This window comes from Streptomyces sp. NPDC005494 (assembly GCF_042872025.1).
Lineage (GTDB): Bacteria > Actinomycetota > Actinomycetes > Streptomycetales > Streptomycetaceae > Streptomyces.
Genome location: NZ_JBIAJR010000001.1, coordinates 990,931 through 1,017,438 on the forward strand (window position 1 = coordinate 990,931; position 26,508 = coordinate 1,017,438).

Consider the following 26,508-nt stretch of genomic DNA (forward strand, 5'->3'; position numbering starts at 1 on the left):
CCGGCCCGCTGCCCTCAGGCCCGCGAGAGGAACGCCTCGCGCAGAGCCGGGTCACGCAGTAGGTCGAGGGTCTCTTCCTCGCCGTCGAAGAGCAGGGCGGCGGCCGGGTGGTCCGACTGGTGGAACATCCCGACCAGCACGTCGGCGAGAGGCCGGTTCCACGCGACTCGCACGACTTCGGCCGCCTTGTCGTGCTGTCCCCGGTCCGTGGCGATGCGCCACAGCTCGACCGACTGCTTGGCGGTGCCGTAAGCCGTTCGACGCCCATCGACAAGGACACCACGTGAGTTGAGTCCGAACACATCTATGCACGCCGCGCCCTGAGGCGTAAGCGCCTTGTACGTGCACAGCGGCAGGACCAGCCGAAGGTGGGCGAGAGGGTTCTCAAGCGTGGGATCGAGTAACAGCGGGCTGCCGTCCTCAGCACGCGGGAATTTGCTCCGCTTCTGGTTGCTGTTGCAGTACGCGCAGGCAAGCAAGTGGTTGAGCCACTCGAAGGTGCGCACCGGAGCGAGGCTCTTCGGCTCGAAGTGGTCGATGTCCGTGCCCTGGCTGTCACCGCAGTACATGCAGCGCTGATGGCCGGGCGCCATGACGGCGAGGGTGGCCAGGAGGCCGTCGCGCACATGGCGTCGGACAGTGGTGTGGGCCCACAGCTCGGCCGCCTTGGCCTTGCGGCCGCTCTCAGCCGTCTTCTCGATCCGCTGGGTGTACGTCTTGAGCCTTGCCGTCGTGTCCGGCGGCAGATCGGCACGTTCCAGCCGGATCACTCCGTCTCGCCGCCCTCTCCGTCCCCGATCTCCCCCGCGAGGCGGTGAAGTTGGGCGGAGACCTCCTGGACACGCGCCGCCGGCGAGCTGCTGAGTAGGTGCTTGAGCTCCTGATATCGCTCGACCGTGTTCCGTGACACGTCCCCGTCATACACCTTGGTCTCCAGCGCGACGAACTCGGCGCGGGTGCGCTCGGCCTGCTCGGAATACGGAGTGTCGAGGCCGAAGAGATCGGACAGAACGGCGTCGTCACCACTGCCGTAGACGACTCGCTCGTACAGGTCCTCCGACACCACTTCCGGCCCGGCATCATCATTGATTCCTGGCAACCGAATCAGACCGCCAGGGTCGGCAGCCTGACAGATGTAAGGGCTGTGCGTGGTGACGATGAACTGAATGTTCGGAAAGTGCGAGGTGAGCCAGGGGCCGATGCGCCGCTGCCAGGAAACGTGGAGGTGAGCATCGACCTCATCAATGATGACGATGCCCGGAGCCTCGTTGAAGACCCTCTCGTCCTCCATATCCTCCAGCGTCAGGTCACCGAAGGCGTCGTAGATCTGCTTGAGGATGTCCACGACCAAGGCAGCAACCGTTCGGAAACCGTCGCTCATCTCGCGCAGCGGAAAGCGATGGCCGTCGCGTTCGACCCACAGCCCCTCGGAGTCGACATCCTCGATGTGGTAACCGTCCGGAAGGAGGCCATCCCTCAGGATGGACAGCGCAGCGGCCTTGAGGACAGCAGCTCCATCGCGGCCTTCTAGCGCCCTCAGATGTTGCTCGATAAGCCAGGTCACGCCCTCAGCGAGGGAGGCATCCTCATGGAAGAGGCTCGCCTGCCGGGCAACGGGTCCGGAGGCGAGCATGAGTCGCTGCACTTCTCCCGAACCGCCAGCCATGCGCCGGAAAGGCCCGTAGGCGGCGCAGAACCAGCCGACGGGGTTGTCGGACCAAGGGCCTCTTTGAGCGGCACTGCTCTGCGCGCCCGTATAACGGATCTCTTCCAGCGAGGGTTGAGTTCCTCTGCGATGCGAATACCGAGAGTCCGATGATCCGTCGTGTCGTGCCTTCCACTTCAGACCGGCCCAGAACGCACCGTTCGGCGGTCGGCCGTGCGTGAATCGATCGAAGTCCGCGTACCGAGCGATCTCCACCTCGACGCTGCCCTCCGACGCGCCCCGCGTGACCCAATTGTCGAAGTCGGGCACAAGACTGCGGGCGACCGCCGGCCCGCTCAGGGCCAATGCCAACGCGCGCAGGAGCGTAGTCTTCCCCGCCCCATTACGACCGGCTAGAACGGTCCAGCCAGCGTGCGATCCATCGGGTCGAGTCAGATGGAGGTCGACCATTCTCGCACGTGGAAACGCCTTGATGTCCGCAACGAAGAGGTGGCTGACGTACATAAGGAATGGGATCCGTTCAGTCGAAACTCTAGAAGCGGCAGGCTATTCCGGTTCAGCGTCGGCCGGGACCTCGCCACCCAGCGCCTCGGCGATCGCAGCGAACTCGCTGAGCGCTGCCTGAAGGTCCTGGACGATCTCGGCGGCGATCACCTCGGGCGGAAGCAGACTGTCGGCGTCTTCGAGCGCCGGGTCCTTCATCCAGGTGAGGTCGAGGTTCACCTTGTCGCGGGCGACCAGCTCGTCGTACGTGTACGCCTTGAAACGGCCGCCTTCCTCGGCGGAGGTGTCCACCCGGTCGGCAGGCTTCTCCCCGTATGCCTGAACGAACTCTTCCAGGTCGGCGCGGGTCAGCGGGCGCTGCTTGAGGGTGAAGTGCTTGGCGGTGCGGAGGTCGTAGACCCAGACCTTGGTGGTGTGCGGCTTGCCGTCCGCGCGCGGGGTCTTCTTGTCGAAGAAGAGGACGTTGGCCTTCACACCGCCCGCGTAGAAGATGCCTGTGGGCAGGCGCAGGATCGTGTGCAGGTCGAACTCGTCCAGCAAGCGCCGGCGGATCTTCTCACCTGCGCCGCCCTCGAAGAGGACGTTGTCGGGGAGGACCACCGCGGCCCGGCCGTCGATCGCCGTCAGCGACATGATGTGCTGGAGGAAGTTGAGTTGCTTGTTGGTGGTGGTGGCGCGGAAGTCGTCACGGTCGTAGGAGATGTCCTCCCTCTCCGCCTTGCCTTCCGAACCGATAATGGTAATCGCCGACTTCTTACCGAAGGGCGGGTTGGCGAGCACGAGCGAGGCGTGCTTGGAGCCCGGCTTCGTGGCGAGCGCGTCGCCGACGTCGATCAGACTCTTGCCCTCACTGCTGCCGATGCCGTGGAGCAGCAGATTCATCGCGGCGAGGCGGGCGGTGCCGGGGACGAGTTCGTTGCCCCAGATCTTGCCCTCGCCAAGCGCGAGGCGCTCTTCCCGGGTGAGGTCCTGCATGTGGTGCTTGCGAATGTAGGTGTGCGCGGCGATGAGGAAACCGCCGGTTCCGCAGGCGGGGTCGGTGATGGTGTCCTCGGGACGGGGACGCATCACCTCGACGATCGCGTCGATCAGGGGGCGCGGCGTGAAGTACTGACCGGCGCCGGTCTTGGTGTCCTCGGCTCCCTTGGCAAGCAGCCCTTCATAGGCATCGCCCTTGAGGTCCGCGTCGCCGACGGTCCAGTCCTGCTTGCCGATGAGGTCGACGACGAGTTTTTCGAGCAGGGCGGGCTCGGTGATGCGGTTCTGCGCCTTGGTGAAGATGGTGCCGAGGGTGGTGCCGGGGCGGGTCCCGAGGGCGTCGAGCACGTTGCGGTAGTGGAGTTCGAGTGCCTTGCCCTTCTTGGTCGCGATCGACTTCCAGTCGTACGCCTTCGGCACGATCTCGGCGGCATCCGCGTCCGAGAAGGGGTCGTCGTTGATCTCGTCGACCATCTTCAGGAAGAGGAGATACGAGAGCTGCTCGACGTACTCGATGGTGGAGAGGCCGTTGTCCCGGAGGACGTTGCAGTAGTTCCAGAGCTTCGCGACCAGGGTGTTCGTCTGGGCTGCGGCCTGCGGGGCGATCACGATGTTGTCTTCGACGGAGGCGATACCACCAGTGCCCTGGTCGGGGGTGGAGGCAGTCGTGGTCGCGGTCACAGGTCGAACTCCTGCTGTACGGAGTGGGCGGGTGCGGGGGTGGGGCTCGGCGCGGGTGCCGATACCTCGGGGGCCTTCGCCTTGGGGGCCACGGCGGGGGTCCGGCGGGCGCGCTTGGCCTTGGGGTGGGCAGCGCGGTCGGCCTGGATGCGGGCGAGGAGGGCGACGGCGGGTTCGTCGGCGGGGTCCTGGGGGACTAGGGCGCCGGAGAAGGCGCTATCGAGCAGTGACGCCCGCAATTTCTTCGAGCGCGCCTTCACCTGCCGCATCTCTGCGGAGAAACGACCAGAAGCCAGCAAATGGGCATCCACTTGGTCAGCGATGTGCCTTTGCTCCGCCGCAGGCGGAATGGGGATGCGCACTGCAGCCAACTCACGCTGCGAAATGTTTCGCATGGAGTCCTTGGTTCCGGTGGCCCGTGCCGAGATCTGCTGCCGCACATAAGGCGATGCCAAGGCCGTGATGAGCCAGGCTTTGTTCACTCCAGGCGCGGGAACCAAGCGCAGACTCTTGTCGCTGAGCAGGAGCCTGGGGCGGGTCTGCTTGACGATCACTGGGGCACCGACGTAGTCAGCGGTGTTCGCCCGACTGACGAGAATGTCGCCCTCTTTGATCTCATGACGTCTATCGAACTCCTTGCCAACGGGTACCGCCTTCTGCTCGGACACCCGGAACTCACCCCACGTCATCGCACTGACCTTGATGACACCCCATTCCTGGTCGCGAGCGGGGCGCGGTTCGCAGCGAAATGACTTACCAGCTTCGATGCGTGCAAGCACATCCTCAAGATTCCCCCACCGCCAGCCGTCCGGGAGTTCAACGCTTTCCGATAGCGATCCAGTAAATCGACCCCGAATAGCACCTTCAAGCTTCGGGATGCGCAGTTCACAGCGGGCGACGTTGGACGCTGCCGCATCCAGGCGGGAGAGGTGCCCTTCGAGGGCCTCTACGATGCGATGCTGCTCCGCCAGTGGCGGTATCGGGACGGACCAAGCCTTGAGAATCGTTTGGCTGATATTTGGCTGCGCGCCACCTTTTCCTACTTTTCGAAACGATTCGCGCTGCGACCGCAAATACCAGAACAGGAAACGAGAGTCGATGAGACCTTCGAAGGGAGTAGCGAAAGCGACAGCTTGGTTAGTAGTCAGCGAAATACCCGCGATGCCCAGCTTCCCGATTGTCGCTCCATACATCGCGATCAAAACGGAACCTTGCGGCACCCACTTGGCAGAGCTGGATCCCAATCCAGCAGCGGTAATGGTTGATTGTGCCGACTGGATTGTTTGATCCTTCAGGTCGCCACTGACAATCCACGGGATATCGCCGCCATAGTAGTGAGGAACGCCGCTCTTCGGAGTCCCTCCACTACCCCAGCTTGCGACTTCCCCTAGGGTAGCAAGCGCCCACCCCGTCGGAAGTTCCTTCTCGCTCAAGCCAGTTCCCGATTCAGCTCAGTCAACAGATCCAGCGCCGGCTCTTTCCCGCCGAACGCCATCATGAAGCCCCGCCCCTTGCCGCGCTCCGTGAACGGCTCCCGGGCAAGTTCCGCGGGCTCTATGCCGACATCGCTGGCGACGACGTCCCGGATCTTCTCCAGCCACCACCACTGGTCGTCCGTGAACTCGACGCCCGCCTGCTGCTGCCGTAGCAGCCAGCCCTCGAAACGCTCCTGGACAACCGTACGGTACGGACGGAGCTCACTGTCCGCGCCCAGTTCGTAACGGATCAGGCTTATCAGGTCCGGGAGGCCGGCCTCGCGGCCCGGGCGGGCCACCGCCTGGTTCAGGTCCTCGTGGAAGCCCCAGAGAACACTGGGCGTCCAGGAGCGCCTGGAGGCCCGGATCGTCGCCGCCAGTTCCTTGAGTGCCGCGCGGGCTTCGGCCGGGGAGACCGGGTTTCCGCTACCCAGCGCGACCTGGATCGCCGCGTTGCGGTCGCGCTGCTTCTTCAGCAGGTCGCCCCACTCGTCCAGGTTCTCGCGGGCGCGCTTCTCGCGCGGGATCTCCGCGACCTCCGTCACCGTGACGGAGGTCGTCTCGTCGTACGTCAGGTCCTTGTCACGGCGGATCTCCAGGATCTGGCGCCGCAGCTCCGGGTTGCCGGTGAGGACGGCCACGGCGTCCTCGACCAGCTTGCGGGCCGCACCCTGCCCGCCCTGCCGCCGTGCCTCGTCCTGGGCGTCGACGTCCACCGCGTCGACGATGCCCCGGGCGATCGTGGCAAGCGTCGTGCCGCCCGCCGTGTGCGTCAGGAGGTCGCGCTCCTCCGGCTTGAGCTGCTGGTTCAGCCGCGACAGACGCCGCTGAAGGATCTCGGCCTCCTCCGCGCTGATCGACCGGGACCCCGCCTTGTCGAGCAGCTTGGCCAGCGAGACCTGCTTGCCGGTGGCCGGGATCATGGGCCGAGCGTCCACCAGCGGAGAGGTGGTGACCCCTGCCGCGTCGATGAGGACAAACCTGTCCTTCGTCACGTCGTCGTCGGCGTCCGGAGTGACATTGCGCAGGTCATTGGCCGGGATGGTGCGCGCGCCACGCCCCTTCATCTGCTCGAAGAGCACAGCGCTGCGCACCGACCGCAGGAAGATCACGCACTCCAGGGCCCGCACGTCCGTGCCCGTGGCGATCATGTCGACCGTGACGGCGACCCGCAGTTGCGGTGAGTTCCGGAGGTCGTTGATCAGCTCGTCGGGGTTGTCGCCGTTCTGGCGGCTCTTGTACGTGATCTTCTTCGCGAAGCTGTCGCCACGCCCGAAGACCTCCTTGACCTGCTTGAGCACGTCCTCGGCGTGATCCTCACCGACCGCGAAGATGAGGGTCTTCGGGAGGTCCTTCCGCCCGGGGAACCAGCGCTGCCAGTTGTTCTTGTACGTGGTCAGCACCGCACGGATCTCATCGACGGTGATCACCGAGCGGCCGATCTGGCCGGTGGTGTAGGTGAGGTCGTCGTCGAGCTCCACATACCGCTGGGCGCGGGTCTTGCGGTCCTTGATGCGGACCGTGGTCCCGGCCTCGATCTTCGCGCCGCCCTGTTCGCGCAGGTCGGTGCTGACGCGGACGACATCGAAGTCGACGTTGACGCCGTCGGCGACGGCCTGCTCGTAGGTGTACTCGGAGACGGTGTTCTGGTCGAAGAATCCCCGGGTCTGTGCGGTGGGGGTCGCGGTGAGGCCGACGAGGTGGGCGTCGAAGTAGTCGAGGACGCCCCGCCACAGGCCGTAGATCGACCGGTGGCACTCGTCCACGACGATCAGGTCGAAGGACTCCGGAGGCACGTCCGGCTGGTACTCGACCTCGATGGGGAGGTCGGTGGCGTAGTTCATCCCGGGGTCGTCCGCCGTGTCGTCGGCGACGACCGTGCCGGACCCGGACGACTCGCCGGGAAGGGTCGCGTCAGTCGCCTGCCGCTGTGCATCTGCCGCGTCGTCGCGGGCGTCGTCGTCCGTGAGTTGCTCGCCCTTCAGCAGGGCGTACATCTTCTGAATCGTGCAGATGACGACGGACGAGGTGTCTTGGAGGCCGGCCGCACCGAGGCGGTCGACGTTGTAGAGCTCGGCGAACTTCCGGCCGTCGTCCGGGGTGGTGTAGTTGCGGAACTCCGACAAGGCCTGGCGGCCGAGGTTGTTGCGGTCGACGAGGAAGAGGACACGGCGAGCACCCGCGTGGCGCAGCAGGCGGTAGGTCTCCGTGACTGCGGTGAAGGTCTTGCCCGCTCCCGTCGCCATGTGGATCAAGGCGCGGGGGCGGTCCTGCGCGAGGGACTGCTCCAGGCCGCTGATCGCGTCGATCTGCGCGAGACGCAGACCGTACGGCTCCAGCTTCGGCATGCGGCGCAGACCGGCCCGGAAGGTGGGGGCGCGGCGGTCCTCGGCTCGCTCCATCCACGCGGCGACGGTCTCGGGGCGGTGGAAGGAGAACACTTCGCGGGAGCGCGCCTCGGGGTCGAGGCGGTTGACGAAGTAGGTCTCGGTCCCGGTGGTGGCGTAACGGAAGGCGAAGGGCTCCGACTCGCGCCACACGGCGAGGGCGTGCTCCTTCAGGACGCCCTTGGCGTAGCGCTCGTTCTGGGCAAGGGCTCCGGAGAGGTGGTCGCCCTCTCGCTTGGCCTCGATGACACCGACGATCTTCCCGTCGACGTACAGCACGTAGTCGGCGCGTCCGGTCGCGAGAGTGAACTCCCTCACGGCGACGCCCCGCCCGGCGAGCGGGTTCAGATCGGCACGGTCCTGGACGAGCCAGCCGGCCTCGTCGAGCATCACGTCGATCTTCTGCCGGGCCTGGACCTCGTTGAGCGGGGCCGGGCGCTGGGCCCGGTGCACGATGGCCTCGCGGGCGGCGGCGTTCACCCGGCGCGGCTGCTTGCGGTCGGTCTCGTACTGAGCGTGCTGCGCCGTCCGGAGGCTGACGATCTCCGCTTCCATGTCGACGAGGCGGGCGGCAAGCGCTGCCTTGGCCTGCTGGGCGCTGACCATCAGGGCTTCGGCCTCGGCACGTGCCCTGCGCTCGGCTTCGAGACGGTCGGTGGACTCGCTCAGCTTGACCCGCGACTGGGCGAGTGCGTCGCGGTGCCCGTCGAGCGCCTGCCGCAGCTCGGCCACCTCGGCCGGGTCCGTGAGGACGGGCATGGCCGGCGGTACGAAGGCGGTGACCGTGCGCTTTCCGGTGAGGGCGCGATGGTAGAACACTCCGAGCTCGTAGCAGAGGCGTACGGCCTCCAGCGCGCGGGTGGTGTCGAAGAGGTGGGCGTGGGCAGCCTCGTTGCGCTCGCGCCGCAGCTGGTCGAAGGCATCGCGTACGGCCGGGGACAGGGCGCGGATGTCCGAGAGGGCGCGCAGCCGGTCGATCTGCCGCGTACCCGCGACGCGGATGCCGGTACGGGTGACGAGGTCCTCGGCCAGGACCTCGCCGAACTGGCCGGCCTGGACCTGGGCGGCGTTGGGATTGCTGAAGACGTTGAGCTCAGCCTGGGCGCCGTACAGGGCCAGGAGCGGCTGGTGTTGGTAGAGCACGCCGAAGTTCGGAGATGCTTTGGCCAGGTCCCGAAGCCGGTCGTCCACGCTGTTCCCACCCCATTGGTACAAGCTTGCCGAGTTGATCGAGTCTACGAGGGAGAAGATGACCTGGCTCGCGGTTTTACCACGTGCACCGCCACCCGACGCGCAGGCGAACAACTGCCGTCACGTGAACATGGCGCAGGGACTCACCGGGCTGGGCGCCGACCACCTCGCCGACGAGCCGTGATCTCCCGATCCGCGCTGTCCCCCGGTCTCGGTCGTATCCGGGTCGAGGAGCACGGGGCTGCCGTCCAGGCACTCGATCACCGCTTCGACGGCCGTCAGCAGGTGACCGGCTCGACCAGCTCAGGGATCCGGCGTCCGTCTCCCGGCAGAGAGGCCACGGTCAGCCGCGCCGGCCTATGTCGAAGCGCATGTGGAAGTTGCCGTTGCCGTCCCTGGTCAACTCGCCACCGGAGATGAAGTGTTCACGCTCCGGGGGAAGACCCTTCACCGCGTTGTGCGTCTTCACCTGGTTGAGGGTCATCTTTCCGTTCACGGTGGCCATCACCCGGCTGTAGTCATCGCTGTTCTCGGTGAAGGAGATCTTGGACCGGTCACCGAGGATGGCGCCCAGGACCGCTTTGGCCTGTGGTCCTGAGATGTTCTGCCGGTAGATGTGGTCCGGCAGCTTGTCGGGGGTCCCGGTCGCGGCGTCCTTCGGGGCGGTCAGGGACTCCTTGACCTTCTTGTTCAGCCGGTTGCCCTTGAGGCCGTCCTCGTCGAGCACCGAATGAGCCGCGGTCCACTGGTTGAGGAAGACGTCGCTCGCGGTGTAGACGGGCGCCTTGGCCTCTTTCCCGGTGTCCTCGTCCACCGTGTCCTTGCTCTGGCGGTAGTTCTCCATCATCACCGCGAAGGAGCCGTCGTCGTCCTTCCCGAAGAGATTGCTGAACGCCCCGCCCACGAGCGGAGGCTTTCCCGAGGAGTCCGTCGGGTCGGGCTTGTAGTCCGTGGACCGTTCACTGATCTCGATCATCCGGTCCGGGATCGCTCGGCCGAGGGCCTTCAGCGCGGGCGAGTTCCTGGCCGTTCCCCCCGAGTCGGTGTCCTTCTCACGCGCGTCCGTCTTGTCGACCCACGCGTCGAGCCTCTTCTGCGGGTCCTTCTCGAAGGCCCGTTGCACCGGGACAGCGGATCCGGTGCCGGCCTGAAGGCTCTTCCGGAAGGCGGTATTTCCCGCTGAGCGTTGAACGGCGGCGACCTGTGAGGGGTTGAGCAGTTCCCGGGAAGCCGGAGACACCCCGGCGTACGGCCGGCGGAGGCCCGGCCGCGAGGAGGTTCGGGCCCTGGCGCCGCGGGCGGCCCCCACGCCCCCGTCAAGTCGCTCGTGTTCGGGCATGGCTCGCCTCTTCTCTCCATCGCGGCACAGGGGACGGTTCACCGTCACCCGTCCTCGGGCGGTTTTCAAGGACCGGGAGGGCACTCTCCGGAACCACCGCCTGCCCTCCCGGGCCCCCTGCCCCCGCGTACGTCCGGGCACGCGCCTCGCACGTCTTCCCGGGCCTGGGGACCGTGGCCCACAGGACTACATTCGGCCTGGTGAGGACGTCCGGACGGACGGCTCCTCTTTCGACGGGTATGCGCAGGGCTCCGACGGGCCGCCGTGCGTCGATCCCCTGCCTGGACGGAGATTCTCCCTTGGACACATCAAGAGCTTCCTGGCGCAACACCACGCACGACTGGACCGGCGCCGTGGACCTGGACCACCTGTCGGGGATTCGCCGGGACCTCGCCGCCTTCGCCCCCGGTGGCACCTGGCACCTCGTCCTCGAGGTGGTCGCCTATGCGGCCGACGAGGCGGAGTGCGGCGGTGGAGGACATTGCGTCGTCGCTCTCCACGCCGACGGATCCGTGTCGGTGACGGATGACGGGCGGGGCACCGACACCCGCTTCGACGAGCACGGCCAGGTGGTCAGGAAGCCGGTGATGGCAACGAAGGATCTGCGGTTCTTCGACGACCCCGGGGCGCAGACCCTGCCCGACGGCCACCCGCGCAGGGGCATGTCCGTGGTCGCCGCGCTCAGCGAACGGCTGGCGCACACCAACCGCCGCGGCAACGGATCCTGGACCCAGCTCTACGAACACGGTTCGCCGGTCTCGGACTTGGAGCGCCTCGCGGACAACGGTACGACCGGGACGACCGTCCGCTTCCGCCCCGCCGCACCCCTGCTCCCGGCGGACCCGTCGCCCGGCGATCTCGCCCTGCTGGCCACCGCCTGGCCGCACCTGACCGTCGAGGTCACGCGTGGGCGTCCTTCGCCCGCGTGACTCCCCCGGCCGGCGGCGCTCGTCATCCGCGTACTCGTGTTCCGGCACCGCGCCGGTCCTCTGCTCGCCTGCGCGCTCTCCTCACCTGCCCGCTCCCCTGACCTACGCGCTCCCCGCGGGAGCAGTCCTCGCAGGTCCGGCCGGTACAGTCCTCCCCATGGGAACTCCGGCGCTGCGGGCGATCGAATGGGACGGGACGCAGTGGGACGACCCGTCCGAGGAAAAGCTGCACGACCTGCTGGCCGACATGAGTCTGACCTGGCGATTCGTCATCGTCGAACGGCTGGACGCCGAACCCGCCGGTCAGCACTACATGCAGGTCCATCTCAACGACGACCTGAGCTACCAGGTCGAACATCGCGAAGGCGGCCCGGACAGGCACTTCCAGGCCCATGTGCCGTCCGATCACAGTCCGTTCTGTGTGGAGCCCGTCGCGGCCGTGGTCAACGACTGGGCCTTCGGACGTCCGGGCTGGCGGGACGCGCTCGCCTGGACCCCATGGCCGTCGGCGGAACCGGCGGGTTGAGGCCTCCGGCGCGCCGGGCCGCGCCCCGCCCGCCGTAGGAGCAGGCGACGCCTACGCGAGCACGGCCGTGGCCTCGATCTCGACGAGGTGCTCGGGCACGTCCAGCGCCGCGACGCCCAGCAGACTGGCCGGCGGAGCCGCGGCGGTGCCCAGCTTCGCCTTCGCCTCGGAAATGCCCGCGAGGAGTGAGGGCATCCGGTCCGGAGTCCAGTCGACGACGTACACGGTGAGTTTCACGACGTCGTCGAAAGAGGCGCCGACCCCCGCCAGGGCGGTGCCGATGTTCAGATAGCACCGCTCGACCTGAGCGGCCAGATCGCCTTCGCCGACCGTGCTGCCGTCGGCGTCCCAGGCGACCTGTCCGGCGATGTGGACCAGCTTCGATCCGGTCGCCACCGACACCTGGTGGTAGATGCCGGTCTCCGGCAGTCCCGGGGGATTCGCCAGGGTGATGGTCATGCTTGTCCGCCTCCTTGCCGCGCGGCCCCGAAGCGGCCGCCGCTTGCTCTCTTGTGGTTACTGGGAAACCGTAGGAGAGTGTGCGCTGACGTGGAAGAACGCACTTTTCGGTGACGGAGGAACCTGAAGGTGACCAAGCAGATCGGCGGCACGCCGGCGGAACAGGCGGACCTGCGCCGCGCGGATTCGCTGGCGCGCGAGATCTTCTCGGACGTGGCGAACAAATGGGCGCTCCTGATCATCGAGGCCCTGGGTGACGGCACGCTGCGCTTCAGCGAGCTGCGGAGCGCGGTGGAGGGGATCAGCCACAAGATGCTCACGCAGAACCTGCGCATGCTGGAGCGCAACGGGCTCGTCGAGCGGACCGTGTATCCGACGGTCCCGCCGAAGGTCGAGTACACCCTGACGGAGCCCGGCCAGGGGCTGCGGAAGACCGTGGACGTGATGTGCGAGTGGACCCACCGGAACCTCGGCCACATCGAGGCGGCCCGGAGCGGTTCCGACGGCGGCTGACGCAGGCTCACGACGGCTGACGGCGGCTGGTGGACGGGCACCGAACGGCCCCTGGTCACACTGCGCGCCCCGGCGCCCCGTCACGCGTCGCTCAGGGGAACGTCAGGCCCAGGTGCCGGTGGAGCGTTTCTCTCTGCTCGGAGGTGGCGAGGACCATGATGCTGTCGTAGCCGGCGCCCCGTTCCCGCGCGAAGCCGACGTTGCGCCATACGCGCGGGTCGTCGCCGTGGGCGGTCTCGGCGATGGCCCGGCAGGCCGCCTCGTGGTCGTAGTAGTCCTCGGCGAAGTGCTCGGCAGGGATGGACACGGGCCTGCCGTCCCTCAGGAACTCGATGGCGTCGAAGCGACCGCCGTCGAGGTCGCCTTCACCCTCGACCACCCGGACGTCGGTGACGGTGACCCTGCCACCGGCGGTCTCGGCCGCTTCCGCCAGCAGGCCCGCGTAGCCCTCGTGGATGGAGTCGATGTCGTCGGCGTGGACCGAGACCGCCACGCCGAAGCTCTCCAGGGCCCGGGCGGCCGCGTACTCGCCCAGTTCGTCGTCCGCGTAGGCGGCAGCGGCTTCGAGGGTGCTGCGCGCCGTCTCCTCGGACACCATGCCGGTGTCCCGCAGGAGCGCACCGATGCGCCTGTAGGTCGTCGAGGATTCGGTCGGCATCCCGGAGATCCTGCCAGACGGCGACGGCCGGGCCCGGAGTGGCCCCGGAACGCGGAATGGGGCCCGGCCCACAGGCCGGACCCCCCTCGCTTTCCCCCTCCGTCGGGCTTCCCGTCCCCCCGGACCCCTCCCCGGAAGTCCCGACGCAAAGTACGACCGGGCAAGGCGCCCCAAGGTTGCACGCCTTGACGATCTCTTTACCTTTGAGCCGCCGAACGGCTCTCAGCAGGCATGTTCCAGGTAACGCGCGGCGACTTCACCGATCACTTCGGCGCCGTCGCGGGCCCAGAGTTCCTCGTTGAAGATCTCGACCTCGATCGGCCCGTCGAAGCCGGTCGCCTCGACCTGCGCGCGCATCGCGCGGAAGTCCACGCAGCCGTCGCCCAGTTGCCCCCGGCCCACCAGAACTCCCGCCGGGAGCGGGGTGATCCAGTCGGCCAGCTGAAAGGAGTGGATCCGCCCGCCCGCGCCTGCCCGGGCGATCTGCGCGGGCGCCTGGTCGTCCCACCAGATGTGATAGGCGTCGACGACCACGCCGACCTGCTCGGCCGGGAAGCGCTCCGCGAGGTCCAGGGCCTGGGACAGGGTGGAGACGACGCAGCGGTCCGAGGCGAACATCGGGTGCAGCGGCTCGATCGCCAGGCGGATGCCCCGCTCGGCGGCGTACGGGGCCAGCTCGGCCAGCGCGTCCGCGATGCGCTCGCGCGCGCCGTACAGGTCCTTGTCGCCCTCGGGCAGACCGCCGGAGACCAGGACCAGGGTGTCCGTGTTCACGCCGGCCGCCTCGTCGACCGCGGCCCGGTTGTCGTCCAGGGCGCGGGCGCGCCCTGCCGCGTCGGCCGCGGTGAGGAAACCGCCGCGGCAGAGACTGGTGACGGCGAGGCCCGCGTCCCTCATCAGCTGCCCGGCGCGCTCGACGCCGTACTCCTGCACCGGGGCGCGCCACAGCCCGACGCTGCCGATGCCGGCCTTGGCGCAGCCCTCGACGAGCTCCGGCAGGGACAGCTGCCTGACCGTCTCCTGGTTGATGGAGAGGCGGGACAGTTCGGCCATCATCGGCTTCCTCCGTGGACGGTCAGCAGGGCGCGCATGCGGGCCTCGGCCAGCTCGGGGTCCGGGAACAGGCCCAGCCGGTCAGCCAGTTCGTACGCCTTGGCCAGGTGCGGGAGCGACCGGGCGGACTGGAGGCCGCCGACCATCGTGAAGTGCTCCTGGTGGCCCGCCAGCCAGGCGAGGAACACCACGCCCGTCTTGTAGAAGCGTGTGGGGGCCTTGAAGAGGTGACGCGACAGCTCGACCGTGGGGTCGAGCAGGTCACGGAATCCCTGGACGTTCCCGGTGTCCAGGACCCGCACCGCGTGGGCGGCGAGCGGTCCCAGCGGGTCGAAGATGCCGAGCAGGGCGTGACTGAAGCCCCGGTCGTCCCCGGCGATCAACTCCGGGTAGTTGAAGTCGTCGCCGGTGTAACAGCGCACCCCGCTGGGAAGCCGGCGCCGTACGTCGATCTCGCGCTCGGCGTCCAGGAGCGAGATCTTGATGCCGTCGACCTTGTCCGGGTGTTCCGAGATGACCTTCAGGAAGGTGTCCGTGGCGGCGTCGAGGTCCGCGCTGCCCCAGTAGCCCTCCAGCGCGGGGTCGAACATGGGACCGAGCCAGTGCAGGACGACGGGCTCGGAGGCCTGGCGCAGGAGATGGGCGTACGTCTCCAGGTAGTCCTCGGGGCCGTTCGCCGCGGCGGCCAGCGCGCGGGAGGCCATCAGGATGGCCTGCGCGCCGCTCTCCTCGACCAGGGCGAGCTGCTCCTCGTACGCGGCACGCACCTCGGGCAGGGTGGCGGGGCCGGTGAGCTGGTCGGTGCCCACACCGCAGGCGATCCGGCCGCCCACGGACTTCGCCTCGGCGGCGGAGCGGCGGATCAGCTCCGCCGCGCCCGCCCAGTCCAGGCCCATGCCGCGCTGGGCGGTGTCCATGGCCTCGGCGACACCCAGGCCGTGCGACCACAGGTGGCGCCGGAAGGCGAGGGTGGCGTCCCAGTCGACGGCCACGGGGTCGTCGGGGCTGATGTCGGCGTACGGGTCGGCGACGACGTGGGCGGCGGAGAAGACCGTACGGGAGGCGAGCGCGGCGCCGTTCGGCGCCAGGTCGAGCGGGGTGGCCCGCGGTTCGTACGGGCCCTGCGGGAGGTGGATGGTCACAGGGTCAGCTCCGGTACGTCGAAGCGGCGGCCCTCGGCCGAGGACTTGAGGCCCAGCTCGGCGAGCTGCACGCCCCGGGCGCCGGCCATCAGGTCCCAGGTGTAGGGCTCGTCCAGGACGATGTGGCGCAGGAAGAGCTCCCACTGGGCCTTGAAGCCGTTGTCGAACACGGCGTTGTCCGGGACTTCCTGCCACTGGTCGCGGAAGGACTCGGTGACGGGGAGGTCGGGGTTCCAGACCGGCTTGGGGGTGGCCGAACGGTGCTGGACGCGGCAGTTGCGCAGACCCGCGACGGCGGAGCCGTGGGTGCCGTCGACCTGGAACTCGACGAGCTCGTCGCGGTTCACGCGGACGGCCCAGGAGGAGTTGATCTGGGCGACGGCGCCGCCCGCCAGCTGGAAGATGCCGTACGCGGCGTCGTCGGCGGTGGCGGCGTACGGCTTGCCGTGCTCGTCCCAGCGCTGCGGGATGTGCGTCTGGACGTGCGCGGAGACGCTCGTGACCTGCCCGAACAGCTCGTGCAGGACGTACTCCCAGTGCGGGAACATGTCGACGACGATGCCGCCGCCGTCCTCCGCGCGGTAGTTCCAGGAGGGGCGCTGCGCGTCCTGCCAGTCGCCCTCGAAGACCCAGTAGCCGAACTCGCCGCGCACGGAGAGGATCTCGCCGAAGAAGCCGCCGTCGATGAGGCGCTTCAGCTTGAGCAGGCCCGGCAGGAAGATCTTGTCCTGGACGACGCCGTGCTTGATGCCGGCGTCCCGGGCGAGACGGGCCAGGTCGAGTGCGCCTTCGAGGTCCGTGGCGGTGGGCTTCTCGGTGTAGATGTGCTTGCCCGCCGCGATGGCCTTCTTGATCGCCTCGACGCGGGCCGAGGTGACCTGGGCGTCGAAGTAGATGTCGATCGACTCGTCGGCGAGGACCGCGTCCAGGTCGGTCGACCACTCGGTCAGGCCGTGCTGGGCCGCGAGTTCCTCCAGCGCGTGGGCGCGGCGGCCGACGAGCACGGGTTCCGGCCACAGCACCTCGCCGTCGCCGAGGTCGAGGCCGCCCTGCTCGCGGATCGCGAGGATCGAGCGCACCAGGTGCTGCCGGTATCCCATGCGTCCCGTGACGCCGTTCATGGCGATGCGCACTGTCCTGCGTGTCACGAAAGTTCCTCCATACAGCCGTAGCAAGCGCTTTCTATGCGGTATGACGCTAGCCTGCCGACAGCGACCCGGACAAGAGGGGCCGCGCCACAACTCCTCGGAGGAGAGCCATGACAGTCACCCTGGCGGACGTCGCGGCCCGCGCCCGGGTGTCCCCGGCCACCGTGTCCCGCGTGCTGAACGGCAACTACCCGGTGGCATCGTCCACCCGGGAGCGGGTCCTGCGCGCGGTGGACGATCTGGACTACGTGCTCAACGGCCCGGCCAGCTCACTCGCCGCCGCCACGTCCGACCTGGTGGGCATCCTGGTCAACGACATCGCCGACCCGTTCTTCGGCATCATGGCGGGCGCCGCGCAGAGCGAGATCGGCGGCCCGGGCGACGGCTCCGGCCGCGCGGGCGGCGAGAAACTCGCCGTCGTCTGCAACACCGGGGGCTCCCCCGAGCGCGAACTCACCTATCTCACCCTGCTCCAGCGCCAGCGCGCCGCGGCCGTCGTCCTCACCGGCGGCGCGCTGGAGGACCCGGACCACCAGGCCGCGATGTCCGCGAAGCTGGCGAAGCTCGCGGACGCCGGCACCCGGATCGTCTTCTGCGGACGCCCGCCGCTGCCGGACACCGACGCGGTCGTCGCCGCTCTCACCTTCGACAACCGGGGCGGAGCCAGGCGCCTCACCGAGCACCTGATCGCCCTGGGGCACCGGCGGATCGGTTACGTCGCGGGCCCCCTGGAACGCACCACGACCCGGCACCGGCTGGAGGGCCACCGCGAGGCCATGAAGGCGGCCGGGCTGCAGGGCGACGAGGAGAACCTCACCGAGCACGGCCCGTACGACCGGAGCTCCGGATACGACGCCACGGCCGAACTCCTGCGCCGCGCACCCGATGTGACCGCCGTCGTCGCCGCCAACGACACCGTGGCACTGGGTGCCTGCGCGGCGGTACGGGACCGTGGGCTCCGTATCCCCGAGGACGTCTCGGTCGCCGGATTCGACGACCTGCCGTTCTCGGTGGACGCCGTGCCGGCGCTGACGACCGTACGGCTGCCGCTGTTCGAGGCGGGGGCACGGGCGGGGCGGCTGGCGATGGGCAAGGAGACGCCGCCGCCCGGGGGCATCGCGACCATCGACGCGGAGCTCATGGAGCGGGGATCGACGGCGGCCCCTTCCCGCTGATCCCGTACGTGCGGGCCCCGCACCCCGAAAGATGGGGGCGACTCCCCCATGTGCCGGGCCCGGCATCCCCCCAGGATGTGCACGGGAGGTCCGCCGGGGCCTCCTCGGACCGGGGAGGTGAACGCGGTGGTGGAGAAGGAGACGATCGGTGGTACGGCGTTACCGGACGGCGCGGGCACCGGGGGCGACGCCCCCGTACGGGACACCGAGGACCACTTCCCGGTGCGGGGCACCGAGGACCACTCCCCCGTTCGGGACGCCGCGGACCTGTTCGGTCTCCGGGAGCCGGGTGAGCCCTGGTGGGTCGCCGGCACCGTCGGCCCGCTCCCGGCAGCCGAGCCCAGCTGGGCGCGGTTCGTCCGGGAGGCCGTCGCCCGGGCGCCGCGCACGGCGCGGGTGGCGGACCGGCCCTACCCGGAGCTGACCGGCTTCGTCCCGGTCGTCGCCCCGTTCGCGGCCCTGGCCGCCGACCGGACCGCGCGCACGGCGTCCGGGGACGGTGGCGGACAGGGGGGTCCGGTCTCCTGCTCGGCGGGGGTCCTGGACGGCTTCCGGCGCGACCTGGAACGGCGTCTGGCCCTGCTGGCCGCCCGGACCCTCGTGTCGGAGCTGCACGAGGCACGGATCGGCGGCCGTCTGAGCGGCTCCGGGCCGCACGAACGCTTCCGGGACTTCGTACGGCTGACCGCGGGCCGGCCGGGACTCGCTTCGCTCGTCACCGTCTATCCGGTCCTGGCCAGGATCCTCGCGCAGACGGCCATGAACGCGGCCGACGCGTTCGCCGAGATGCTCGGCAGGCTCGCGGCGGACAGGGAGGTGCTCGGGTCCTGGGCGGTGCTCGGCGACGGGGACCTCCTCGGTTCCGCCACGGCGCTCGGGGACGGGCCCGCGGGCCGGCTCACCGGCTACGGTCCCCACACCCTGACCGAGGTCGAGAGCGGTACGGGCGACTGCCACCGCGGAGGCCGGTCGGTGATGCTCCTGCGGTTCGCCGACGGCACCCGGCTGGTGTACAAGCCACGCCCGCTCGCCGCGCACCGGCACTTCGGCGCTCTGGTGCACTGGTTCAACTCCCTTGCGGGGACACCCGATCTGCGGGTGCCCCGGGTTCTGGACCGGGGCGCTTACGGCTGGGCGGAGTTCGTCGAGGACGCCGCCTGCCGCTCGGCGGAGGAGACCACGCTCTTCTACCGCCGGCTGGGCGCGCTGCTGGCGCTGCTGCACGTCCTGGACGGCACGGACCTGCACCACGAGAACCTCGTCGCCCACGGGCCGCATCCCGTCCTGGTCGATGTGGAGACGCTGTTCCATCCGCCCCTGACCCAGGCCCCGCCCGCCGATCCGGCCACCCGTGCCCTGCACGGCTCGGTGCACCGTGTCGGGCTGCTCCCGCAGTTGCTCGTCGGGGACACCACCGCCCTCGACATGTCGGCCGTCGGCGGCGGCCGGGCGGCCTCCTCGCCGCTGGAGACCGCCGCCTGGGCCGCGGCGGGCACCGACACCATGCACCTGGTGCGCAGGACGGGACGCTTCACCGAGTCGGCCAACCGTCCCACGCTGGACGGGGTCCTGGCTGACCCGTTCCAGTTCACCGACGCCCTCTGCGAGGGTTTCCGCGCCGCCTACACCGCCGTCGGCGAATCCCGTGACGAACTGCTGGGCCCCAAGGGCCTGTTGCGGATCTTCGAAGCCGACGAGACCCGCTTCGTGTCCCGGCCGACCTGGACGTACGCCACGCTGCTGCACGAGTCGACCCACCCCGACCTGATGCGGGACGCGGCCGAGCGCCAGCAGGTGTTCGCACTCCTGCGGACCGGCGCCCTGGGGGCCCCCGCGCTGGCCGGCCTGGAGGACGAGGAGATCACGGAGCTGTGGCGGGGCGACGTCCCGGTCTTCACCACGCGCCCGGATCTCACCGACCTGTGGAGCGGCGACGGGCGCAGGCTGCGCGGACCCGCCGGACCCTCCGGGCTGGCGCGGGTGGAGGCGAAGATCCGCGCCCTGGACACCGTGGACCGGCTGGACCAGGAGCGGATCATCCGCACCGCGATGGTGAGCACCTCGACGGCGCCCGCGCACCGCGCGACCGCCTCCGCGAGGCCGAGGACCGAGGCCACCGCACCGGAACCGGAGCTCCTGCTGTCCGCAGCGCGATCGGTGGGCGACCAGCTGGTCTCGCTCGCGTACCACGGGGGCAGCCGGACCAACTGGATCGGTCTGGAGCTGCTCGGCGAACGCTACTGGCGGCTCACCCCGCTCGCGGCGGACCTCGCGGGCGGCTACACCGGGCCGGCCGTGTTCCTGGCGCAGCTGGCGTCACTGACCGGGGCCGCCCGTTACGCCGACGCGGCCCTGGCCGCTCTGGCGCCCCTGCCGGGCCTGCTGGACGCGCTGCATCTGCGGGGCGACGACCTCGGGGTGCTCGGTTCCGGCGCCTTCTCCGGCCTGGGCGGCATCGCCTACGCCCTGGCCGAGGTCGGGACGCTGCTGGACGACGGCCGGGTGCTCGACTGGGCGGGCCCGGCCGTCCGGCTCGCCTGCGCGGCGAGTTCGGCCGAGGAGGGGCTCGGGGTGCGCGGCGGCGCGGCCGGCGGGCTGGTGTCGATGCTGGCCGTGCACCGGACCACCGGCAGGACCGAGGCCTGGCGAGGCGCCGAGCGGTGCGCCGAACGTCTGGTGGAGGCGCCCGCGTCGACCGGGGGGTTCGCCGACGGGGCGGCGGGCATCGGCTGGGCGCTGCTGCGGTTCGCCGGATCGGGGGGCGGCCCGCGCCACAGGGAGGCCGGGCTGGACGCCCTGCGCCGTGCCGTGCGGGGTGCCGTCGCCGGCCGGGCCTGGTGCGAGGGCGCCTCGGGGGTCGCGCTCGCGATCGCCGACAGCCCGCAGGCGCTGGCCGATCCGGAGCTCCGCGACTGGCTCGGGGAGCGGGCCGGCGAGGTGGCCCGGGCCGCGCCGCAGGGCGACGACAGCCTGTGCCACGGCGAGCTGGGCGTGCTGGAACTGCTCGGCCACGCCGCCCTGCCCCGGCTGCGCCCGCACTGGCTGCGCCGGGCCGGCACCCTGCTGGCCGCCGCCGACCGGGCGCAGCCGCACTGCGGGACGCCCGGACACGTACCTCACCCCGGGCTGCTCACCGGCCTGTCGGGCATCGGACACGGACTGCTGCGGGCGGGGTTCCCCGACCGGATCGGCCCGGCACTGCTCATGCGCCACTCCACGGGGGCCGACCGCGCCCACGTACCCATGACGATCCTGACCAACGACCGGAAGAAGAGACAGACATGACCCAGATCAGCGAATCGGCCGGATACGTGGACGTCACCGCGGCGCACGAGGGCGCCTTCGAGCACCCCGCGGGCCGGATATCGCTCGGCAACAACGGGGGGCTGGGGCTGCGCAGCAGACTTCTCAGCGCCGTGGACGGGGACACCAACGGCCCCGACCTGCCGTGGACCACGTTCACGGTCCCGATGTAACGTTTCCCGCCAACTGCGCACGTCATGACGGGAATGTGCCTACTGCCGCACTCTGTACGGCTCCAGTAGCCTGCGGCCATGCGTGCGAATTCGCCGGTCGTCGTCGGACGTGACGAGGAGATCGGCCTGCTGAGCAGCGCCCTGGATGCCGCGCGACGGCGTTCGGGGCGCGCGCTGTTCCTCGTCGGGGAAGCGGGGATCGGCAAGTCCCGGCTGGTGGGTGAGTGTGCCTACCGGGCTTACGGGCTCGGCATGCCGGTGCTGCGCGGACGGGCGGGCTCCACCGGCCTCGTCGTGCCGTTCCGGCCACTGGTGGAGGCCCTCTCCTCCCATTTCCGTGCGGCGGGCACGCCGACCGATCCTGAACTGACGCCGTACCACCCGGCGTTGGCGCGGCTGGTCCCGGAGTGGCGGAGCGGGGCGGCGGCCGGTTACACGGAGACCGTGGTCGAGCTGGCGGAGGCCCTGCTGAGGCTGCTGTCCGTCCTGGGCCGGGAGAGCGGCTGCGTGATGCTGCTGGAGGACCTCCACGACTGCGACACGGAGACCGTCGCGGTCGTCGAGTACGTCGTCGACAACCTGGCGGACCTCCCCGTGCTGCTGCTGGGCACCCTGCGCCCGGAGCCCGGCACAGCCCTCGACCTCGTACGCTCCGCCGAGCAGCGGCACACCGCGACGGTGGTGGAGTTACGGGGGCTCGACGACGCGCAGGTGCGGGCCCTGACCGGGGCGTGTCTGGAGACGCCGCCCGAGCTGATCCCCGAAGCGGTGCAGCGCCGCCTGGTCGAGCGGGCGGCGGGCAACCCCTATCTGGTCGAGGTGCTGCTCGACGACCTGCTGGACACCGGCAGACTGCGGCGTACCGGGGACGGCTGGGAGGCGGCGGACCAGCCCGACGGAACGCTCCCGTCGCGCATCCTGCGCAGCTGGGCGCACCGGCTCGACCGGATGGACGAGCCGGTACGGGACCTGTTGCTGACGGCGGCCACCCTGGGCGGCCAGTTCTCCGTGCCGGTCCTCCAGGCAGTCACCGGGCTGGAGGACCGGCCCCTGTTCACGCATCTGCGCTCCGCGGTCGAGACGGGGGTGATCGCCCCCGACGGGGCGGCTCCCGACCGTTACGCCTTCCGGCACACGCTCACCGCCGAAGCACTGGTCTCCTCCCTCGCACCGGCGGAGCGGGCGGCACTGGCCCGGCGCGCCGCGGCGGCCGTCGAACGGTCCGGGGAGCCGCTGGACGAGGACCGCCGGCAGCTGGTGGCCGCGCTGGAACTCGCGGCGGGCAACCGGGAACGGGCCGCTCTCCAGTTCGCGGAGGCGGGACGGCGGATGCTCGCCGCTGGTTCGCACGGCTCGGCCGTGGTGCTGCTGGAACGTTCCCGCTCCCTGGCGGCGGACGCCGACGTCGCCGCCGTCACCGAGTCCCTCGCGGTGGCCAGGGCCGAGGGCGGCGACCTGGACGGGGCCCTGGCGCTGGCCGACTCCCTGCCTCCGCTGCCCGCGCGCTCGGAGGCGGCGGCCCGGCGCGGGGACGCCCATATCAAGATCGCCTGGGTGGCCGTCATGGCGGAGCGCCCGAAGGACACGGCCCGTCAGATCGCCACGGCCAGAGCTCTGTTCGGCCCGTCACCGTCACCGGCGCGCCGGGCCTCGCTCGCCGTGGTCGACGGGCATCTCTCGCTGCTCCCCGGCGAGGACCCGCGCGAGCCGGAGGCTGCCGAGCTGGCCGCGCGCCGGGCCGCCGAGACCGCCGAGGCGGAAGGGCTTCCGGTCGTGGCCTGCCAGGCCTGGCAGTTGCTGGCACTCCTGCACCGGGAGCGGGGGTTCGACGCCGCCGACGCGTGCCTGGAGCGGATGCTCACCCTGTCCACCGAGCACTCCCTGCCGCTCTGGCGGGTGGAGGCTCTGGTGCGTCTGGGGGTGAACGGCTTCATGCGGACGGGTGAGGCGGCGCGTCTGCACTCGGCGCGGGCGGCGGCGGAGGAACTGGGCTCCCTGCTGCTGGCGCAGACGGTCGACGGGCTGCTCGCGATGAACGCCGTGATGTGCGCCCGGTGGGAGGAGGCGGAGGAGATCACCGCCCGGTCGGTGGAGGCGAGCGCCAGGATCGGCAACCACGGCGCGCACCGCTACCTGCTGCTGGCAGGGGCGGCGGCAGCGGCTCATCGGGGCCGCCGCCGGGAGACGGAGCGCGCCCTCGCCGCGTTCCGCAGGGCGGGCGGCGAGCAGTCCGCGCTGGTGCCCCTGCGGCTGGGCTTCTGCGGGGCCTTCGGCGCACTGCTGGAGGAGGACCGCCCCGGGGCTGTCGCGGCGCTGGACACCGCCCTGGACTGGGAGCGGGACCACCCCAGCTACTACTACCTCAGTGGTCGCTACGGACTGCGCCCGCTGCTGCGGGTGCTGGACGGCCTCGCGGGGCGAGCGGAGTACGAGGAGGTGGCCGGCGCGCCGGGTGCCGCTCTGGCCTGGAACAGGCAGTTCCTCGAACTGGCGGAGGCGGTGCTGCTCGGCAGGGAGGGCGACCCCGCCGGAGCCGCACGGCGGGTGGCGGCCTTCCACACCCGGTCCGCGGCCTTCCCGGTGGCACGGCATCTGGGCCTGCGGCTGGTCGCGGACGCGGCGCTCGCGGACGGATGGGGCGAGCCGGTCGTGTGGCTGCGCACCGCCGAGGAGTTCTTCCACGCGGCCGGGACGCAGCCGGCCGCCGCCGCCTGCCGTGCGGCGCTGCGGCAGGCCGGGGTGAGCGTGGCCCAGCACCGCGGGGGCCGGGACCGGATTCCCCCGCCGCTGCGTACGAACGGGGTGACTCCGCGCGAGTACGAGGTGTTCGTCCTGCTGGCGGAGCGGCCGGGCAACCAGCAGATCGCCCGGCGGCTGTCCATCTCGCCCCGCACGGTGGAGAAGCACCTGGCCAGTCTGCTGAGCAAGACCGGCAGGGCGAACCGCTCGGCCCTGTGCGAGTTCGCCGCGGAGTGCGCCGACCTGCCCTGATCACGCGGCGCGGGCCGGGGAAGGGCCTCGGGCCCTGGTTGGTACGGGGTCCCGGGACGGGCCTTGTACCGCGGCGTACAGGGTCCCTGGGGCGGGCCTTGGCCCCGGTGTACGGAGCAAAGAGCCCCCGGTACGCGTCTCGGACCCCCGTGTACGGGGGCGCGGCCCGTCCGGGTGGGGGAACGGCCCCGCAACATGGGGGCGTCGGGCGGCGGGGGTCGGGTGCGTGACGCGGAAGATGCGGGGCGCCCACCGATGTGTCGCGTTCCGTGGCGCGGCAGCATCGGCGGAGTACGGCAGATCGTCGCCCCTCCCCCGGCCAGGAGGCCCGCTGATGCCCCTCCCCCCTGTCCGCCCCGGCTCGCCCGGCGCGGTGTACTTCTCCCTGCTCGGGCCGCTCTCGGCGGTGATCGACGGCAGGCCGCTGCCGCTCGGGCCACGTAAGCAGAGGCTGGTGCTGGCCACTCTGCTGTCCCGGCCCAACACCCCCGTGCCGGTCGACGTGCTGACCGACGTGGTGTGGCCGGAGGGCCCGCCACGGACGGCGCGCAAGAACCTGCAGGTCTACGTCAGCGCCGCCCGTGCGCTGTTCGGTGCCGTGGACGGCGACGACCGGGGCAGGGTGGTGCACGACTGCGGCGGCTACCGGCTGCGGGTGGAGGAGGGCGAGCTCGACACCCTGCGCTTCAGGACACTGGCACGGGCGGGCCGTGCGGCGGGCGAGCGGGGCGACCTGCGCACGGCCGCCCGGCTGCTGCGGGAGGCCCTGGACCTGTGGGGGGAGCGTCCGCCGCTGCACGACCTCCGGGACTCCGCGGGGGTGGCCGAGGAGGCCGAGCGCCTGGAGGCCCGCTGTCTCACGGTCTACGAGGACTGGGCCGAGGCCGAGATCGAGACGGGCCGTGCGGGGGTCGCGGTGGACGGGCTCCGGGACCTGGTGGAGCGCCACCCCTTCCGGGAGCGGCTGCGCGCCGCGTGGATGAACTCCCTGCACCAGACAGGCCGTCAGGCGGAGGCCCTGGCCGTGTACGACGACTACCGGCAACTGCTCGCACGGGAGCTGGGACTGGAACCGAGCCCGGCGATGGCGGGCCTCTACCGGGCCATGCTGGGAGAGGGCCGGGCGGCGCGCGCCTCGGGCCCCAGGAACGCGGCCGGCGGGGTCTCGCTCCCCGCGGACAGCCGGCACTTCACGGGCCGGGAGGACGAACTCGCGGACCTGCTGGACGTGTCGGGGGACCCGGAGGGCGCGGTGCTGGTCGTCTCCGGCCCGGCCGGGGTGGGCAAGTCGGCCCTGGCCGTCCGGGCGGCGCACCTCCTCGCGGACCGGTTCCCCGACGGGCGGGTCCACGTACGGGCGCGTCAGGAGAACGGCGTGGCCCGCGCCAGGAACGACGTGCTGGAGGAGCTCGGGCGGCTGTGCGGGGTGGCCGGGCGGGGCCTGCCCGATCCCGCACAGGCCGAGACCGCCTGGCAGGACTGGCTGTCGCGGCACCGGGCCCTGATCGTGCTGGACGACGTGGCGGACGAGGCGTCGGTGCGTGGACTGCTGCCCAGGTCCGGGCGATGTTCGATGCTGCTCACCTCCCGGAGTCAGCTCACCGGTCTCGAAGCGGTGCACCGGACGGCGCTCGGCGTGCCCGGGGAGGACGAGGCCCTGGCGCTGCTGGAGACGCTGATCGGCCGGCCTCGACTGCGGGCGGACCCGTCCGCCGCGCTGCGCGTCGTGCGGGCGTGCGGGTGCCTGCCCCTGGCGGTGGCGGTGAGCGGGATGCGCCTGGCGGTGCTGCGCCACCTCCCTCTGGCGGAGTACGCGGACCGGCTCGACGATCCGGCCGGGGCGCTGGAGGAACTGGTGGCCGGAGACGTGTCCGTCCGCTCCCGGCTCGCCGCGTGCTGGCGGGACCTGGGCGCCGGCGACCGGGGGGCACTGGTCCGCATCGCCGGGCTGCCGGAGGACGGCGGATTCACGCTGGAGCGGGCGATGGCGGCGCTGGACCGCGACGAGCGGGGCACGATTCGCGCGGTCGAGTCACTCATCGGCAGCGGGGCGGTGACCTCACCCTCGGGCGAGGTCACCGCGCACGCCGCGCTGTACGAGGTGCCGCGGCTGCTCCGTCTGTACGCCCGCGAGGAGGCGGGCCCGGAGGCGGCCGGCGCACGGCAGCCGGCGCTCTCCCCCGGAGACGGGGCTTCCCGCCTCCTCGGCTGAGGAGG

General features: G+C 70.7%; 20 protein-coding genes. 9 read left to right on the forward strand and 11 right to left on the reverse strand.

All coding sequences use genetic code 11. From position 1 onward, the window contains the following. Positions 1-14 precede the first annotated feature (14 nt). The 5 genes from ACFYQ6_RS04435 to ACFYQ6_RS04455 form a co-directional block, all read right to left on the reverse strand. Entirely contained in the window at positions 15-770 is a 756-nt protein-coding gene (locus ACFYQ6_RS04435; RefSeq protein ID WP_388760410.1) for an HNH endonuclease, read from the reverse strand. Beyond that, positions 767-2,170, reverse strand: coding sequence for an AAA family ATPase (locus tag ACFYQ6_RS04440; RefSeq protein WP_388760413.1), 1,404 nt, complete (start codon positions 2,168-2,170; stop codon positions 767-769). The genes ACFYQ6_RS04435 and ACFYQ6_RS04440 overlap by 4 nt, the downstream gene beginning before the upstream one ends. A gap of 42 nt (positions 2,171-2,212) precedes the next feature. Beyond that, on the reverse strand, positions 2,213-3,760 hold the full coding sequence (locus tag ACFYQ6_RS04445) for an N-6 DNA methylase (protein WP_388760944.1): 1,548 nt from the start codon (positions 3,758-3,760) through the stop codon (positions 2,213-2,215). Between the two features lie 65 nt (positions 3,761-3,825). Further along, the gene (locus ACFYQ6_RS04450; protein ID WP_388760416.1) at positions 3,826-5,262 is read right to left on the reverse strand and encodes a restriction endonuclease subunit S; all 1,437 of its coding nucleotides are present in this window, start codon (positions 5,260-5,262) and stop codon (positions 3,826-3,828) included. After that, the gene (locus ACFYQ6_RS04455; protein ID WP_388760418.1) at positions 5,259-8,882 is read right to left on the reverse strand and encodes a DEAD/DEAH box helicase family protein; all 3,624 of its coding nucleotides are present in this window, start codon (positions 8,880-8,882) and stop codon (positions 5,259-5,261) included. The genes ACFYQ6_RS04450 and ACFYQ6_RS04455 overlap by 4 nt, the downstream gene beginning before the upstream one ends. A gap of 34 nt (positions 8,883-8,916) precedes the next feature. Here ACFYQ6_RS04455 and ACFYQ6_RS04460 point away from each other — a divergent pair, with 34 nt between their 5' ends. Further along, positions 8,917-9,066, forward strand: coding sequence for a hypothetical protein (locus ACFYQ6_RS04460; protein WP_388760421.1), 150 nt, complete (start codon positions 8,917-8,919; stop codon positions 9,064-9,066). Between the two features lie 159 nt (positions 9,067-9,225). Here the strand turns inward: ACFYQ6_RS04460 and ACFYQ6_RS04465 are convergent, their stop codons facing one another. Then, positions 9,226-10,005 (reverse strand): hypothetical protein, encoded by a 780-nt coding sequence (locus tag ACFYQ6_RS04465; RefSeq protein ID WP_361571570.1) that lies wholly within the window; start codon positions 10,003-10,005, stop codon positions 9,226-9,228. Positions 10,006-10,520: 515 nt separating this feature from the next. Here ACFYQ6_RS04465 and ACFYQ6_RS04470 point away from each other — a divergent pair. Together ACFYQ6_RS04470 and ACFYQ6_RS04475 are read left to right on the forward strand one after the other, a co-directional pair. Continuing rightward, positions 10,521-11,150 (forward strand): ATP-binding protein, encoded by a 630-nt coding sequence (locus ACFYQ6_RS04470; protein ID WP_361571572.1) that lies wholly within the window; start codon positions 10,521-10,523, stop codon positions 11,148-11,150. Between the two features lie 157 nt (positions 11,151-11,307). Further along, positions 11,308-11,676, forward strand: coding sequence for a hypothetical protein (locus ACFYQ6_RS04475; RefSeq protein WP_361571575.1), 369 nt, complete (start codon positions 11,308-11,310; stop codon positions 11,674-11,676). 51 nt (positions 11,677-11,727) lie between these two features. Here ACFYQ6_RS04475 and ACFYQ6_RS04480 read toward each other — a convergent pair whose 3' ends face one another. Then, the gene (locus ACFYQ6_RS04480; RefSeq protein WP_361571578.1) at positions 11,728-12,135 is read right to left on the reverse strand and encodes a RidA family protein; all 408 of its coding nucleotides are present in this window, start codon (positions 12,133-12,135) and stop codon (positions 11,728-11,730) included. Positions 12,136-12,264: 129 nt separating this feature from the next. Here ACFYQ6_RS04480 and ACFYQ6_RS04485 point away from each other — a divergent pair, with 129 nt between their 5' ends. After that, a complete protein-coding gene (locus ACFYQ6_RS04485) occupies positions 12,265-12,648 on the forward strand; it encodes a winged helix-turn-helix transcriptional regulator (protein ID WP_388760425.1) in 384 nt (127 codons plus the stop codon). A 91-nt stretch (positions 12,649-12,739) separates the two neighbouring features. On the opposite strand, the gene ACFYQ6_RS04490 is transcribed toward ACFYQ6_RS04485, so the two are convergent. From ACFYQ6_RS04490 to ACFYQ6_RS04505, 4 genes are all read right to left on the reverse strand, one after another. After that, positions 12,740-13,306, reverse strand: a complete 567-nt coding sequence (locus tag ACFYQ6_RS04490; RefSeq protein ID WP_388760428.1) for a hypothetical protein — start codon at positions 13,304-13,306, stop codon at positions 12,740-12,742. A 222-nt stretch (positions 13,307-13,528) separates the two neighbouring features. Beyond that, positions 13,529-14,362 (reverse strand): sugar phosphate isomerase/epimerase family protein, encoded by an 834-nt coding sequence (locus tag ACFYQ6_RS04495; RefSeq protein WP_388760431.1) that lies wholly within the window; start codon positions 14,360-14,362, stop codon positions 13,529-13,531. Further along, complete coding sequence (locus ACFYQ6_RS04500) at positions 14,359-15,501, reverse strand: dihydrodipicolinate synthase family protein (protein WP_361571587.1); 1,143 nt, start codon at positions 15,499-15,501, stop codon at positions 14,359-14,361. The genes ACFYQ6_RS04495 and ACFYQ6_RS04500 overlap by 4 nt, the downstream gene beginning before the upstream one ends. Then, positions 15,498-16,649 carry a Gfo/Idh/MocA family oxidoreductase gene (locus tag ACFYQ6_RS04505; RefSeq protein WP_356734939.1) on the reverse strand — a complete coding sequence of 384 codons (1,152 nt, stop codon included), beginning with the start codon at positions 16,647-16,649 and terminating at the stop codon, positions 15,498-15,500. Before ACFYQ6_RS04505 ends, ACFYQ6_RS04500 begins: the two co-directional genes overlap by 4 nt. Before the next feature lie 110 nt (positions 16,650-16,759). On the opposite strand from ACFYQ6_RS04505, the gene ACFYQ6_RS04510 reads away from it, so the two are divergent. From ACFYQ6_RS04510 to ACFYQ6_RS04530, 5 genes are all read left to right on the forward strand, one after another. Further along, the gene (locus ACFYQ6_RS04510; RefSeq protein ID WP_361571590.1) at positions 16,760-17,824 is read left to right on the forward strand and encodes a LacI family DNA-binding transcriptional regulator; all 1,065 of its coding nucleotides are present in this window, start codon (positions 16,760-16,762) and stop codon (positions 17,822-17,824) included. A 75-nt stretch (positions 17,825-17,899) separates the two neighbouring features. After that, complete coding sequence (locus ACFYQ6_RS04515; protein ID WP_388760435.1) at positions 17,900-21,109, forward strand: type 2 lanthipeptide synthetase LanM family protein; 3,210 nt, start codon at positions 17,900-17,902, stop codon at positions 21,107-21,109. Next, entirely contained in the window at positions 21,106-21,300 is a 195-nt protein-coding gene (locus ACFYQ6_RS04520; protein ID WP_361571596.1) for a hypothetical protein, read from the forward strand. The genes ACFYQ6_RS04515 and ACFYQ6_RS04520 overlap by 4 nt, the downstream gene beginning before the upstream one ends. Before the next feature lie 78 nt (positions 21,301-21,378). Further along, positions 21,379-24,291, forward strand: a complete 2,913-nt coding sequence (locus ACFYQ6_RS04525; protein ID WP_388760438.1) for an AAA family ATPase — start codon at positions 21,379-21,381, stop codon at positions 24,289-24,291. Between the two features lie 334 nt (positions 24,292-24,625). Further along, positions 24,626-26,503, forward strand: coding sequence for a BTAD domain-containing putative transcriptional regulator (locus tag ACFYQ6_RS04530; RefSeq protein WP_361571602.1), 1,878 nt, complete (start codon positions 24,626-24,628; stop codon positions 26,501-26,503). Positions 26,504-26,508 lie beyond the last annotated feature (5 nt).